Source organism: Archangium sp., from assembly GCF_036277355.1.
Classification (GTDB): Bacteria; Myxococcota; Myxococcia; order Myxococcales; family Myxococcaceae; genus Archangium.
Genome location: NZ_DASUNC010000128.1, coordinates 1 through 14,360, shown reverse-complemented (window position 1 = coordinate 14,360; position 14,360 = coordinate 1). Strand labels below are relative to the sequence as shown.

The 14,360-nt window shown below is 67.8% G+C and carries 12 protein-coding genes and 1 tRNA gene; 8 read left to right on the top strand and 5 right to left on the bottom strand.

What is annotated here, in order from left to right; all coding sequences use genetic code 11:
• Positions 1-22: 22 nt before the first annotated feature.
• Complete coding sequence (locus VFZ09_RS31120) at positions 23-1,480, bottom strand: site-2 protease family protein (protein WP_329731341.1); 1,458 nt, start codon at positions 1,478-1,480, stop codon at positions 23-25.
• A 91-nt stretch (positions 1,481-1,571) separates the two neighbouring features.
• Here VFZ09_RS31120 and dusB point away from each other — a divergent pair, with 91 nt between their 5' ends.
• The 6 genes from dusB (at position 1,572) to pyk (ending at position 7,845) form a co-directional block, all read left to right on the top strand.
• The gene (gene dusB, locus VFZ09_RS31115; RefSeq protein ID WP_329731340.1) at positions 1,572-2,585 is read left to right on the top strand and encodes a tRNA dihydrouridine synthase DusB; all 1,014 of its coding nucleotides are present in this window, start codon (positions 1,572-1,574) and stop codon (positions 2,583-2,585) included.
• 439 nt (positions 2,586-3,024) lie between these two features.
• On the top strand, positions 3,025-3,225 hold the full coding sequence (locus VFZ09_RS31110; RefSeq protein ID WP_211276586.1) for a hypothetical protein: 201 nt from the start codon (positions 3,025-3,027) through the stop codon (positions 3,223-3,225).
• Between the two features lie 86 nt (positions 3,226-3,311).
• Complete coding sequence (locus tag VFZ09_RS31105) at positions 3,312-4,772, top strand: NFACT RNA binding domain-containing protein (protein ID WP_329731339.1); 1,461 nt, start codon at positions 3,312-3,314, stop codon at positions 4,770-4,772.
• Positions 4,769-5,344, top strand: coding sequence for a hypothetical protein (locus VFZ09_RS31100; protein WP_329731338.1), 576 nt, complete (start codon positions 4,769-4,771; stop codon positions 5,342-5,344). The genes VFZ09_RS31105 and VFZ09_RS31100 overlap by 4 nt, the downstream gene beginning before the upstream one ends.
• A 75-nt stretch (positions 5,345-5,419) precedes the next feature.
• Positions 5,420-6,313, top strand: a complete 894-nt coding sequence (locus tag VFZ09_RS31095) for a hypothetical protein (RefSeq protein ID WP_329731337.1) — start codon at positions 5,420-5,422, stop codon at positions 6,311-6,313.
• Between the two features lie 101 nt (positions 6,314-6,414).
• On the top strand, positions 6,415-7,845 hold the full coding sequence (gene pyk / locus VFZ09_RS31090) for a pyruvate kinase (RefSeq protein WP_329731336.1): 1,431 nt from the start codon (positions 6,415-6,417) through the stop codon (positions 7,843-7,845).
• Positions 7,846-7,903: 58 nt separating this feature from the next.
• Here pyk and VFZ09_RS31085 read toward each other — a convergent pair whose 3' ends face one another.
• Entirely contained in the window at positions 7,904-9,418 is a 1,515-nt protein-coding gene (locus tag VFZ09_RS31085) for an HD domain-containing phosphohydrolase (protein WP_329731335.1), read from the bottom strand.
• A gap of 143 nt (positions 9,419-9,561) precedes the next feature.
• Here VFZ09_RS31085 and rpe point away from each other — a divergent pair, with 143 nt between their 5' ends.
• Positions 9,562-10,215 (top strand): ribulose-phosphate 3-epimerase, encoded by a 654-nt coding sequence (gene rpe, locus VFZ09_RS31080; protein ID WP_329731334.1) that lies wholly within the window; start codon positions 9,562-9,564, stop codon positions 10,213-10,215.
• Positions 10,216-10,230: 15 nt separating this feature from the next.
• On the opposite strand, the gene VFZ09_RS31075 is transcribed toward rpe, so the two are convergent.
• On the bottom strand, positions 10,231-10,611 hold the full coding sequence (locus VFZ09_RS31075; RefSeq protein WP_329731333.1) for a response regulator: 381 nt from the start codon (positions 10,609-10,611) through the stop codon (positions 10,231-10,233).
• Positions 10,612-10,862: 251 nt separating this feature from the next.
• Between VFZ09_RS31075 and VFZ09_RS31070 the strand changes: the two genes are divergently transcribed.
• Positions 10,863-10,939 (top strand) — tRNA-Pro (locus tag VFZ09_RS31070).
• A 309-nt stretch (positions 10,940-11,248) separates the two neighbouring features.
• Here VFZ09_RS31070 and VFZ09_RS31065 read toward each other — a convergent pair.
• Positions 11,249-12,961, bottom strand: coding sequence for a DUF4041 domain-containing protein (locus VFZ09_RS31065; protein WP_329731332.1), 1,713 nt, complete (start codon positions 12,959-12,961; stop codon positions 11,249-11,251).
• Positions 12,962-12,982: 21 nt separating this feature from the next.
• The gene (locus VFZ09_RS31060; RefSeq protein WP_329731331.1) at positions 12,983-13,960 is read right to left on the bottom strand and encodes a hypothetical protein; all 978 of its coding nucleotides are present in this window, start codon (positions 13,958-13,960) and stop codon (positions 12,983-12,985) included.
• Positions 13,961-14,360: the final 400 nt, after the last annotated feature.

Genomic DNA, 14,360 nt, shown 5'->3' with positions numbered 1-14,360 from the left:
ACCCCCCCGTGTCATGGCTCTGTCAGGCCGACGCAGATTTCTGGAGGTCCGCCACCCAGTGCTCGAAGTCCGGGTGGCCATGCAGTGGGGCGAGGTCCTCGTCGGAGGCCGCGTAGGGGCCGTCGTGGAAGCCCAGCTCCGTGGCGCGTCGCAGCATGCGCATGGCGTCATTCAGGTGACGCGCCCGGGCATGGGCGCACGCCGCGTCATAGGCCAGCCGGGACGAGGCGACGTGCGCGAGTCCCGCTTCGCAAACCGCCGCCGCCTCCGAGTAGGCCCCGCGGATGAAGAGGGGGCGCTGGGCACACAGGAAGGCGGCCTCGAGGTCCACCCCCGGCAGCCGCAGCGCCTTCTGCGCGCGCTCCGAGCGGATGAGCGAGCCCGCGTACTCGTGCATCACGGTGCGATCGTGCGTCTCGTGCCAGGCCATCTCCCACAGGGCGAGCGCGCGCAGCTCGTCGCCGATGAGGGAGAAGGCGGCGGCGAGGGCCTGGGTCTCCACGGGCCGGCGGCGCACCTGGGAGAAGTGGTCGAGCGCGGCGCGGCCCTGGCCATTCTTGAGGGCGGCCCAGCCGAGCAGGTGGTGGGCGCGCGAGGCGAGGTCCGGGGTGCACTGCTCCGAGTCGAGGATGGAGAGGCCGCGCTGGCGCACCTCGTCCAGGCGGCCACCGGCGAGGGCCGCCTGGGCCTGCTGGAGCTCCAGCTGGAGGGGTGGGGGCACCACGCCCGAGGACACCTTCACGTCCCCGCGGAACACGGCCAGCACCAGCCGCAGCGCGTGCAGCCCGTACATGCCGAAGAGCACGGCGAGCAGGGGGATGGGCCGCTCCAAGGCGAAGGCGAAGGCCATGACGGCCAGGCACAGCACGAGCGCCAGCAGCTGCGCGCCGATGAAGCCGGCCTGTCCGAAGAAGCGGGTGGCCAGGGCGCTGACGATGGTGCCCCCATCCAACGTCGGGACGGGGAGGAGGTTGAAGAGGGCCCAGAAGATGTTGGCCACGCAGAACCAGGAGATGAGCACGCGCGCGGACTGGGCCTCTTCCGGCAGTCCGTAGCGCTGGAGCCCCAGGGCCCCCAGGGCCAGCAACAACCCGGAGAGAGGGCCCGCGGCGGCGATCATCGTCCGTTGGTGCCAGGGGATGGGGGTGGGGGAGTTGGGCCGGGTGGTACCCCCCAGCCAGAGCAACGTGATGCTCGGCCGGTAGCCGAAGGCCCGGAGCATCACCGCATGGCCGGCCTCGTGGCCGAGCGCCGACACGAAGACGATGAGCATCCACACGAGGACGACGAGCAGGGCGGCGCGCAGGGACCCGGGGCTCCCGGGCGCCTGGACGAGCTGGTTGTAGGGCCAGAAGTCCATGTGCGGCGCCGCCGGGCTCTCCCGCACCGTCAGCACCATGAGGACGCCCAGCAGGGACGAGACGAGCAGGTGCGAGAGGTGGACCTCGATGGGGATGGCCCCGAGCCGGAAGCGCAACATGGGGCCGACCTTAACCAAAGGAGGACGGCCGTGCAGGCCAACACCTGGACCCTGGAACAATCTCCCTGATTCGCTAGGTTCCCCCGCCGCCATGCCGCGCATCGGTCCCTACACGCTGCCCAACCCCTTCATCCTCGCGCCCATGGCGGGGGTGAGTGAGAAGCCCTTCCGCGTCATCGCCTTCGGCATGGGGGCCGCTCTCTGCCCCACCGAGCTGGTGAGCTCCCAGGGCCTCATGCGCACCAACCAGCGCACCCTGAAGTACCTCCGGTACGACCCGGAGGTGGAGCGGCCCTACAGCCTGCAGATTTTCGGGGGCGAGCCGGAGGCCATGGCCCGCGCCGCCGTCATCGGCAAGCAGTACGGGGCGCAGATGATCGACATCAACATGGGCTGCCCGGTGAAGAAGGTGACGAAGAACGGCGCCGGCAGCGCCCTGCTGTGCGAGCCGGACCGGGGTGCCGCCCTGGTGCGCGAAATCCACGCGGCCACCGGCCTGCCCGTCACCTGTAAAATCCGCTCGGGCTGGGACGAGCACAGCCGCAACTACCTCCAGGTGGCCGGCAAGCTCTTCGAGGCCGGGTGCGCGGCGCTCGCCATCCACCCGCGCACGCGCGCCCAGGGCTACGCGGGCAAGGCGGACTGGAGCGTCATCGCGGACCTCAAGCGTCACTTCCCGGACAGGCCCATCATCGGCAATGGCGACGTGAAGACGCCGGAGGACGCCCGCCGGATGCTGGAGACGACGGGCTGTGACTTCGTGATGATTGGCCGCGGCGCGCTGGGCAACCCGTGGATCTTCCGCGAGCTGCTCGGAGGCCCGCCGCCCACGCCCCAGGAGCGCTGCGAGCTGGTGCTGCGCCACCTGGCCGCCCACATCGAGTTCGTGGGCGAGGAGCTCGCCGCGGTGCGCTCCTTCCGCAAGCACCTGGCCTGGTACGGCCACGGCCTGCACGGCGCCGCGCTCTTCCGCTCCGAGGTGAACCAGCTCGACACGGCGGAAGCGGTGCGGGACTCGGTGAGGCGCTTCTTCGGCTCCGCCCACGTGGATCCGAATGCCTCCGAGGGCGAGCAGGACGTCGACTATCGGGCCGCGCTCGGCTGAACGCCCGCTTGCTCGCACCCGCGACACCCCTGTAGCGCCCGCGTTTTCGCGCGTGCGCGCCGGAGAAGGTCATCTCGTGAGCACTCCGCGAGCACGTGCGCGCGGACGCCGATGCGGGTGCGCGCGCGGGCCGCGTCGCGTGTGCTCGCGCGGTGCCGGTGGCGCTCGAGGAGACGGCCGTTTTCCCTCGGAGCGGCGCGAAACGCGGCGGAGGCCGAGAAATCGGCTCGCGCGAGGTCGGAGCAGGTGGGTGTGGAGGCCGATGGAGGCACTTCGAACGCGCGCGATGCCGAAAAATCGGCGCGCCACGCGTTGCACTACATCACCATGCGTTGACACACTGGCAAGGCATCTCTACCATTCACCACAAGCACTCCTTTGCGAGTGCAGGCCCCACTCCCGGTGAGTGGAGGTGGAGTTGAACCAACGGAGGGTTTAGATGGCCGCGAAGAAGAAGACCGCGAAGAAGGCGCCGGCGAAGAAGGCCGCCGCGAAGAAGACCACCCGCAAGACCGCTGCTCCGCGCACCGCGAAGAAGGCGGCGGCGAAGAAGGGCGCGGCGAAGAAGGCCCCGGCCCGCAAGAGCACCCGCCGCAAGAGCGCGGCGAAGGCCCCCGAGGCCACCCCGTCCGAGGGCTAGACGTAGGCCAGTGACTTCGCGCAGTTTGAACGGCTCGGCGGACTTCCGCCGGGCCGTTCTTGTTTTTTTCCGTCAGGAGGACTGGGGTGTCACTGAGATCCTCGGAGTTGGAGCAGGTGGTGGCGGAGGTGTCCGCGCAGCTCGCGGGCGCGGTGGTGCAGAAGGCGTGGTGCCCGCTGCCTCGCCTGGCCTACCTGGAGCTGCGGGTGCCCGGGCGCTCCGTCCTCCTGTGCCTGTGCGCGGAAGGAGAGCTGTCGCGCCTGTCGGTGGCGGAGGATCGCTTCCCCACGCCGGGCGAGCCGGCGCCCTTCCAGCGCTGGCTGCGGCAGGAGCTGGTGGGCTTCAAGCTGGCCGGGGCCGCGTGGCGGGAGGCGGAGCGGGGGGTGACGCTCGACTTCCAGAGCGAGGACACCCGGCGCCGGCTGGTGCTGGAGCTGGGCTCGCCGGGCGGGCTGATGCTGCTGACGGAGGCGGGCCGGGTGCTGATGCTCTCCGGCGAGGGCCTGGCGCAGCGGCGCTCGCTGCACCCGGGCGCGCAGTGGACGCCTCCGGAGCCGCTGCCCGCGGAGGCGCTCGCCAAGGCGAAGGCGGCCCCGTCGCGCCTGCTGCCGTTGCCCGGGGACTTCCTCGTGCACGCGGAGGCCGCCGAGCGGCTGATCGGCCCGAAGGACAAGACGAGCCGGGCCGAGTCCATCCGCCGGAGGCTGGCGCTGCCGTACCGGGCGAGGCTGAAGCGCTCGGGACGCACGCTGGAGAAGGTGCGCGCGGAGGCGGCGCGGGGGCCCGAGGCCGAGCGGCACCGGCAGCTGGGCGAGCTGCTCACCCAGAACCTCTACCGGCTGAAGCGGGGCGTCACCGAGGTGACGCTCACGGCGTACACCGAGTCGGGGATGGAGGAGGTGCAGGTGAAGCTGGACCCGAGGCGGACGCCGAAGGAGGAGGCGGACTGGCACTTCCACCAGTACCGGCGGCTGTTGAGGGGCGTGGAGCACGCGCGGCAGCGCGAGGCGGAGCTGGCGCGCGAGGTGGCGCACGCGGAGGCGGCGCTGAAGCAGCTCGAGGCGTTGGACGAGGCCTCGCTGCTGGCTCAGGCGGAGGTGCTGCAGCTGACGGCGGCGGAGGAGGGCCCTCCGGAGGCGAGACCCTTCAAGGAGTACGTGGGGCACGGGGGCCAGCGCATCTGGGTGGGGAAGGGCGGCGAGGACAACGACACGCTCACCTTCAAGGTGGCGAGGCCGTACCACCTGTGGCTGCACGCGAGGGGGCTGCCGGGCAGCCACGTGGTGGTGCCGCTGGAGAAGGGGGTGGAGGTGGCGCAGGAGGTGCTATTGGATGCGGCGCACCTGGCGCTGCACCACTCGGGTGCGAAGGGCGAGCCTCGGGGTGAGGTGAGCTGGGTGCCGGTGAAGTTCGTGAAGAAGGTGAAGGGGGGCGCACCGGGCCGGGTGCAGTACACGCGGGAGAAGACGTTGGTGGTGCGCCTGGAGCAGGAGCGCCTGGACCGGTTGCTGAAGACGCGCGGAGGCGAGGCGCCGCCCGTCCCATGAGCGTGAAGCCCCCGATAGGGCCTCCCGGGGGCCCGGTCTGTGCCCGCTGTCCGGTGGTGCTGGGGGCCTCGTGCTGCGAGGTGAAGGAGGACGAGCGCCTGGCCACGCTCACGCGGGCGGACATCGAGCGCATTGTCGCGCACACGGGGCTGTCCCCCCGGCGCTTCGTCGCCGAGGAGTACCTCACGCACGAGGAGGCGGCGGAGTACGAGGCGCGCCGTCCGCTCTACCGGGGCTACTTCCGCAAGGGGCCGGTGCGGCTGACGCTGGCCACGCGCGCGGGCGCATGTGTCTTCCACGAGAAGGGGAGGGGCTGTGGGCTGCCCGCGGACGTGAGGCCGGTGGCCTGTCGGCTCTACCCTTTCGAGCGCTGGCCGGACGGGAGCTGGAGCGTGCAGGTGAGCCGCTACGGGGACCTGGCCGAGGCGCGAGCGGGCGGAGGCGCATGCCTGGGAGTGGAGGAGGCCGGGAGCATGGAGGACGTGCTGGCGGCCTTTGGCACGACGCGGGAGTCGGTGGAGTCGCTGGGTGAGCGGCTGGCGGAGGAAACGAGGGCTCACGGGCGGGGTTGACGGGGCGACGCTGGGCAGACGAGCGGCTTGCACCGGCCTTGAGTCCGGGAGGCCACTGGGTACGATGCCGTCCGCGTGTCGTCGCTCCCGCCCCACCATCAGATGCACCTCTTCCCGCGCCCTCCCGTTCGTGAGGGGGGCACGTCCCTGCCCACGCGCACTCGCGCGGTGGAGTCCTCCAACCGTCTGGCCACCGCCCTCCACGAGGAGGAGGTGCCGGTCGCGGAGAACTTCCACCGCGAGAACGCGGCGCGGAGCCAGCAGCAACTCCCTGGCACGGCCACCCGCGAGGAGCTGTGGGCCCGGGCCGAGGCACTGGCCTTCCGGCTGTCGGCGGACCTGCGGATGCCGGTGCGGCTGGCGGTGACGGACAACCGCTCCACCATGGTGTCCTTCCGGCGCAGCGCCAACGCGCTGCAACTGCGGCTGCACCACATGTTCCTGGACGCGCCGGAGCCGGTGGTGCGCGCGGTGGCGGACTACGCGGGCCGGGGCAACCGCCTGGCCGGCGGCGTGCTGGACGACTACATCCGGGGCCAGCAGCCGCGCATCCGCCAGGAGCGCCACGCGGCCGAGGCGGACCTGGAGCCCCGGGGCCGCTGCTTCGATCTGCAGGTGCTCTTCGATCAGCTCAACCGCGTCTACTTCCACGGCAGCATCCAGGCGCGCATTGGCTGGGGCCGCATGCCTCCCCGGCGGCGGCGCAAGTCCATCCGCCTGGGGGTCTACGACCATCAGACGCGGGAGATCCGCATCCACCCCGGGTTGGATCGCCCCGAGGTGCCCTCGTACTTCGTGGAGTTCATCATCTTCCACGAGATGCTCCACCAGCTCTTCCCCAGCTCGAACGGGACGGGCCGCCGGGTGCATCACCCTCGGGCCTTCCGGGAGCGGGAGAAGGCCTTCCCGCTCTACTCCGCCGCACTGCGTTGGGAGCGGGAGAACCTGAACCTGCTGTTGCGGGGCTGAGACACGGTTCCCTGCTCGCTGCTTTACCAATTTACCAATCGAAGGGCGTGTGCGGACGCTGCTTGACCCTACGCATCGCCCGACCCAATCCTCTTTTGCCCATGCGACGCGCGAAGATTGTTTGCACCCTTGGTCCGGCCTGCCAGAGCCAGGAGATGCTCGAGGCCCTCATCGAAGCCGGAATGGACGTGGCCCGGCTCAACTTCTCTCACGGCAGCCACGAGAACCACGCCGAGAACATCGAAAAGCTGCGGAAGGCCTCACTGAAGGTCCGCAAGGCGGTGGGTATCCTGGGAGACCTCCAGGGCCCCAAAATCCGCACCGGCCGCTTCATCACCGGCAGCACGGAGCTGAAGGAAGGCGGCGAGTTCCACATCACCACGGACGAGACGGTGAAGGGCACGGATGAGATCGTGTCCACCACGTACCCGTTCCTGGCGGCGGACGTGAATCCGGGAGACCGCATCCTGCTGGATGACGGCCTGTTGGAGCTGCGGGTCCTCGAGACGGACAAGAAGCAGCTGATCCGCACGAAGGTGATTCACGGCGGCATCCTGAAGAACAACAAGGGCATCAACCTGCCGGGAGTGGCGGTGCGCGCGGACGCGCTGACGCCGAAGGACCGGGAGGACCTGGTGTTCGGCATCAAGGCGGGAGTGGACTTCCTGGCGCTGTCGTTCGTGCGGCATCCGGCGGACATCGACATGGCGCGCTCGGCGATGGCGGAGGTGGGCCGCTCGGTGCCCATCATCGCGAAGCTGGAGAAGCCGGAGGCGATTGCCCGGCTGGACGCCATCCTGGACAAGACGGATGGCGTGATGGTGGCGCGAGGTGACCTCGGCGTGGAGATTCCGCCCGAGGAGGTGCCGTCGGTGCAGAAGGACATCGTGCGCCGGTGCAACATGAGGGGCCTGCCGGTCATCGTGGCGACGCAGATGCTCAACTCGATGATCGACAACCCGCGGCCCACGCGCGCGGAGGCCAGCGACGTGGCCAACGCGGTGTTCGACGGGGCGGACGCGGTGATGCTGTCGGGCGAGACGGCGAGCGGCAAGTTCCCGCGCGAGTCGGTGGAGATGATGGACCGCATCGTGCTGGCGGCCGAGTCGACGATGCGGGTGCAGGGGCTGCATGCGCCGGCGGAGTCGCCGGTGGGGTTGCCGTCGCACTTCCCGGACGTGATCGCGGCGAGTGCATGCTACGCGGCGAGGCAGGCGGGGGCGTCGCTGATCGCGGCGTTCACGCTGTCGGGAGTGACGGCGCGGCTGCTGGCGCACTACCGGCCGCCGGTGCCGATCGTGGCGTTCAGCCCGAACCAGGAAGTGCGGCGCCGGCTGGCGCTCCTGTGGGGCGTGGTGCCGCGGATTCTGGAGCCCATCCAGGAGACGGAGGCGATGGTGCGCCGCGTGGAAGAGGAGCTGGTGGCGCGGGGCCTGGCGCAGAAGGGTGACCGCGTGGTCATCGTGTACGGCGCGCCGGTGGGCCAGCCGGGCAAGATCAACAGCCTGCGGCTGCACACCATCGGAAGCTGAAGCCGCATCCCCTCCCTCTCCCTCTGGGAGAGGGTCGGGGTGAGGGTCTACGGCGCGCCTACCCGCGGAAGTCCTTCAAGGCGCGCTTGGGCACCTCGGCCTCGACGAAGATGCGGAACAGCTCGTTATCGAGCTGTCCGCTCTGCACCTCGCGCTTGAGGATGTCGAGCGCGAGCTGATGCGGGACGGCCTTCTTGTAGGGCCGGTCGCTGGCGGTGAGGGCGTCGTAGATGTCCGCGATGGACATCATCCGGGACTGCACGGGGATGGTGGGCTCGGGGATGGCGCGGGGGTAGCCGGTGCCGTCGAGCTTCTCGTGGTGCGCGTAGGCGATCTCCGGCACGCGGCGCAGGGTGCGCGTCCACGGAATCTGCGACAGGAAGCGGTAGGTGTGCTCGACGTGGCTTTCGATCTCCCGGCGCTCCTCCTCGGAGAGGGTGCCCTTGGCGATGGAGAGCGATTGGATCTCCCGGTCGAGCAGCAGGGGCCGCTCCTGGCCGAAGGAGTCCTCGAAGCGCAGGTGGCGCAGCTCGTGGAGCCGCTCGAAGTTGCCCTGGGCGAGCACCGTGGGCCGGTTGCAGGTGAGGACGAACTCGAGCACCTCGTCCAGGTGCTTGAGGTCCTTGAGGAGCCGCTCATCCTCCTCGGCGTCGATCTCCGCCATGTGGTGCGTGCCGCGCAGCTTCACGGCGGCGAGCCGGCGGCGGTAGCTCTGCAGCTGCAGGTCCTTGCGGGCCAGCTGGAATCGGGAGCGCAGCCCCTCCATCTCATGGGGGTAGAGCTTCTCGGCCTTGACGAGCACGGGCTCGCGCACGCCCACCTTGCCGAAGTCGTGCAGCAGCGAGGCGTAGCGGACCTCCTGGAGCTCGGTGGCGGTGAAGCGCGTGTGGGCATAGGGCCCGGTGTGCACGTGCTCGAGCGCGCGGGCCATGGTGACGGTGAGGTCGGCCACGCGGCCCGAGTGACCCGCGGTGGTCGGGTCTCGCGACTCGATGGCCACCACGGAGGCGGAGACGAAGCCCTCGAAGAGGCGGTTGATCTCCTCGTGGAGCAGGGCGTTCTCGATGGCGCCAGCGGCCTGGGCGCCCAGGGCGAGCAGCAGCTCCTCGTCCTCGGAGTCGAAGGGGCGGCCACTGAGCTTGTTGAGCGACTGGATGACGCCGGTGACCTCGCCATTGGCGTCGCGCATGGGCACGCAGAGCACGCTCTGGGTGCGGTAGCCGCTGAGGGTGTCGAAGGTGCGGTTGAAGCGCTCGTCGGCGTAGGCGTCCGGGAGGTTGATGATCTCCCCCGTCTGGGCCACCTGTCCGGCGATGCCGCTGCCCACGGGCAGACGGATTTCGTTCTTGGAGCCCTGGGCCACCTTGCTCCACAGCTCGTTGCGCTCGCGGTCGAGCACGAAGAGCGAGCACCGGTCCGCCTCCACCACCTTGCTGGCCTCGTAGAGGATGAGGGGCAGCAGCAGGTCCAGGTCGCGCTCGGCGCTCATGGCCTTGGTGACGTCCAGGATGGACGTGAGCTTCTTGAGGCGCCGGGTGAGGTCTGGAGGAGCGGGCGGGGTCTGTGGAAGCACCGGATAGAACTCCAAAGGGCGGCGGCGCACGGCCTGGGAGTCATCTTCTTAGCACGGGAAATGCGTGGATCGCCCCTCCCCCCCTGCTCGCCCGCCCTCCAAGCGGGTACCGCCGGGGAGCGGAAGTGGCTATGTAGCGCTTCATGACCCGCCGCGTGCTCGTGTCCCCCTCGCTCCTGTCCTCCGATTTCGGCCGCCTGGCCGAGGAAGTGCGCGCGGTGGAAGCCGCCGGAGCGGATTGGATCCACGTGGACGTGATGGATGGGCGCTTCGTCCCCAACATCACCATCGGCCCGGTGGTGGTGGAGGCCATCAAGAAGGCGGCCACCCGGCCGCTCGACGTGCACCTGATGATCGTCGAGCCCGAGAAGTACATCGACGCCTTCGCGAAGGCGGGGGCGGACATCCTCACGGTGCACGCGGAGGCGTGCACGCACCTGCACCGGGTGATTCAGCAGATCCGCCACGCGGGAGCGAAGCCGGCGGTGGTGCTCAACCCGGCCACGCCGTTGTCGGCGGTGGAGGAGGTGCTGGGAGACGTGGAGATGGTGCTGCTGATGAGCGTGAACCCCGGCTTCGGGGGGCAGAGCTTCATCGCGCCGACGGTGGACAAGGTGCGCCGGCTGCGCGCGATGATGGATGCGCGAGGGCTGTCCACGGACATCGAGGTGGATGGGGGCATCAACGCCGAGACGGCCCGGCGGGTGGTGGAGGCCGGGGCCACGGTGCTGGTGGCGGGCTCGTACGTGTTCGGCTCGAAGGACCAGGCCGCGGCCATCCGCTCGCTGCGGCCCTGAGGGCGAGCCTCGGGCTCAGTGGGCCGCTTGGGTGACGCCGGCCATCCGGGCCACCCGGGTCATGAAGGTGTGGTCGAAGGGCTTCACCTCATAGGCGTCGGCGCCGAGCTCGAAGCACACGTGGCGGGTGAACTGGTCCTCCACGCCACTGAGGATGACGACCTTGCAGTCGCGCGTCTGGGGGTCCTGCTTGAGCTGGGCGAGCAGGTCGCGGCCGTCCTGGTGCTGATGGATGTCCAGGATGATGACCGCGGGCCGGTGTCGCCTGGCCAACGAGAGGACATGGGTGGAAGTGGTATCCGCCACCGAGGCGAGGCCGGAACGGCGGGCCTCCCGGGTGAGGGCGGACACAACGAGCGGCTCGTCATCGGAGATCAGGACGACAGGAGGAAGCATGGGACCCCGGGGTGCCTTCGCTGTACGGGGGAGGGCCAAGCAAGGGGTGTTCCCGAGGGGTTCGCCTGGAAAGTGGGCCGGTTACGCGAGCGGAGGCCGGGTCTGGGGCGCCTCGGGGGTCCTGGAGAACCCCTGGAGGGCTTCCGGAATGAAAAGCTGATCCAAGGACGTTGACTAGGCCGGGCGGGTCTTGTACATCCCCGCCCACTTCGACGGTCCGAGAGCAGTTCCGTCGAGGCGCAGAACGGTATCGGGGAGTGGCTCAGCCTGGTAGAGCACTTGGTTCGGGACCAAGGGGTCGCAGGTTCAAATCCTGTCTCCCCGACCATCAGAAGGGCGCGGAATCCTTGGAGAAATCCTCGGGTCCGCGCCCTTCGTCTTTCCGGGATCCAGAGGCCAGCGGCAAACTCGCGGCAAGCGGCGAGGGTTCACCTCCGGCGGCCCCTGGGATGACTCGGCTGGGGCTGGCCCGGGCGCTGCGAAGTCGAGCCACACTCCTGCTCAATCGAGCAACAAGCCCTCGACCCCCATGAGAGTGGGGGAACTCCACTGGCCCCGATGGTGCGGCGGCTGCACGCCGCAACGCCCCTCGTGCAACTCGCTGCCTGGTTCCGCCGCTGCCTTTCCTTCCCTCAGCTCAACTGATCTCAGCGCCAGGTGCGCCAACGGCGCCCTCTGCGCTGCGGTGGGCTATCGCCAAGGATTCCCGGTACTCACGCGCCTCTGCCGCCATCGTGAATGCTGCCTGGAGTCCTTTGGCCGCCACGAGATCCCGCAGTTCGAGGACAGAAACCCGGAAGAACTCCTTCCTGAGGTTGACTCGATTGATCCTTCGATCTTCGAAGTGCTTGTGAAGCTCGCGCTCCAGGCCGGGTGCGTCGTCGGTCGTGATCATTGCATGCACGTCGAACTCGAATGGAACGGACGCATCACCCAATTCGTAAATGCGATCCATCGGGTCGAGGCGGCGCGTCATGCCGATCTTCAAGATCCCATCCCCGAAGGACCCCACGTTCGAGATGACATACACGTTACCGGAACGTGTCTGCTCGGCCATCGACTTCGCTCTGAGGTTCTTGGCTTCTGTCTCCGCCAGGCGTTGGTTCAACTCGTCGACCTTCTGCTGGAAGCGAGCACGCTCTTCAGCTGACGCGGACTCGACCTCGGAACGCGCCTTCTCCAGTGCTTTGGCCAAGACCTCTTCCTCCTTTTGCGCCTCCTTCATGACGCGCTCCGCTTCGCGTCGCGCCTTCTCTTCTTCACGAATCTGCTCCTGGATCCGGCGCTGCTCCTCCCTCTCACGAAGGCGTAGTTCCTGAGCAGTGACTGCCCACCTCAGCTCTTCCAGCCTTGCCGCCAGATACGCATCCAGGATTCGTGCATTTCGGAATGCCTCTCCGTTCAGGTTGACCAAGGCGAAGGCGTCCCGAATCTCCTGCTCGAGCGTCCCGTAATTGTCGCTCCTGGTTCTAGAAAGAACTCCATCCACGCGACCATTGAACGCGTCTATGACGAATCGGATTGCGACTTCCTTCCGTTTGGCTTCCGCATAGTCACACTCCGCGGCGTGGCCTTCCTCTACCATTCGCCGGGACTGCTCCCGGGCCGACTTCAACTTGACTCCTGCCTCCAGATGACCAAAGTCCGAAGCCAGTTCATCGAGAAGGCTTCGCGTCGGAACGACGTACTTGTCTCCATAGCCGTCGATCACGTTACGGATCGCGCGAATGGCCTGCTCCAACGCATCCTTCTCTCGCAGGGCGATGTATGCATTTCCCGCAATCTGCTCAGCGCTCTTGTGAGCTTCGTCCAAGATTCTTCGCGCATCTTGGGTTGCCTTACCGAGGAGGGAGTCCGCCTCTGACCGCAGTTCCTTGAGTTTGTTGCTTGCCTCACGAAGTTCGATTTCGCTTCGGGCTTTGGATGTTGCGGAAAAGGTCTCGGCTTGCTGTTTGAGCGCACTTGCGAGTTTGATCGCCTCGTCGAGAACTCGTTTGGTTTCCTGTTCCGCGTTCGCGAGCCCTCGGAACCTCAACAGGGGTTCGAAGGTCGCCATCGCCTTTCTGAATTCCTCTTCGAAGTGGGCGCGTATCCTCTCTGTTTCGGCTTGCGCGTTTTCCCGCTCGCGCGACAACTCCGCGTCCACGTCATCGAGCCTTTTGCGGACCTCCCGCTTGAGACGCTCCCGTTCGGCAAGGGAGTCGGCCCGGACCTTCGTGAGTTCCTGTTCGGCTTCCGATAGTGACCGCTGGGTCTTTTGCCACCGCGTGCGCAGCACGAACGCCCAAATCGCAACCGGGATGAATCCGAAACCGCATACGATGAATATCAATCCAAATAGGACTTCCATGATGAGCCTCCCCCAAGGTGTCTACTCGAGTTCCTCGAGGAGCAGATTCGCGGTTTCGATGATCGCCTGAAGCGAACTGGCGGGTTCTGTGAAGAGAACGTCTGATGGCGAGAAGGCGACGATGGGTTGGAATGCGCCGGTGCGACGAGAGGCCTTGAAATTCGTTCGAGTTTGCAGTCCGTCCAACGCGTCCGATGGATCGAGGGTATCGAACGGTAGACCCTCCATCTGCTTTCGGTGAATGATCGTGGAGAGTACGGGGGAAAGCGCCGGGAGCCCGTCCGCCGAATACGCCGTGATGAGGACTGCCTTCACCGGCAGGAGCGCATGAACCTCACGTGCCACTCGCAAGACCAATGAGCACACGTAGTCCTGGTAGAGTTCGACGAATTGGATGCGAGGCATGGCCTTCGTCGACAGCTTGCCGGTCGAGGTCAATGTTTGAACCTCAGGAGGTAGAATGGCCGAACCCTGGGCCGTAATCTTTGCCTCCACCAGATGGGGCGAGTGGATTTCGAAATCCACTGCAATTCCGCCAGGAGGTGCCATGGAGTTATAGGAAATCTCCTGTAGGACGCGCCGGTAACTTTTAGAGTCCCCCTGAAGGATACCTTGCGCCAATGCACCGGAGTCGGCCTGCTCCAGTACTTCCTCCTGGAATGCTCGTTGTGCGGAATGGAACCGGTCTGAATCCTCCGCCACGGCAGACGCCATGTTCGGCAATTGTGCCGAGGGGACCTCGAAAAGGGAGAGGAGACGGGTTCGGCGGTCGGCTGAGCGTTCCGCCCAGTGGGTGGGAGTCACCGGCGCAGGAGGCAGACTGGCCGCGAGCGCTCGCCAATCGATCGGAGCGCTACAGGCCTTGTGCGCCGACTTCAGTTCCTCGATCCGCGCATCGCTCTGCTCCGCGGATTCGCGCGCAAGGCGCAGCTGATTCTGTCGCTCTTGTTCTTTTGCCTCCCTCTTTCGCGTCGACGCGTAGGAATCGCGGCCCATCATTTCCCCCTTCGGTCGCCCATTGGCTGATGCACCTTCAGTCTCCAGGCTACCCGCAGCGTGAGTCCTGGGAAACTGGCCAAGGACTGGACATCGCAGCAGGCGGCCTGATGGCGGATCCAGAGTTCCGCAAAGCCCAGAACCATAGGCGGAATGGGGGCCCTGCTTGAGGGGGCGGGCTGGTGCAAAGGGGTTGAGAAGGGCCGCTGGAAGGTGACGCGCGGGCTGTGCGCCGGGCCGGAGAAGAGGGCATGCCGCCCCTCTTGTTGACGCGCAAGCTGGTTGATGGGCGCGTGAGCGAGCTGGGTGATGGGCATCACGCCGGTGGTGGTGCGCCACGGCGGGTGATGGGAAGGCGACGAGCCGCCACCCGGGAGAGTGGCGGCCCGCCGGGTGCAAGGCA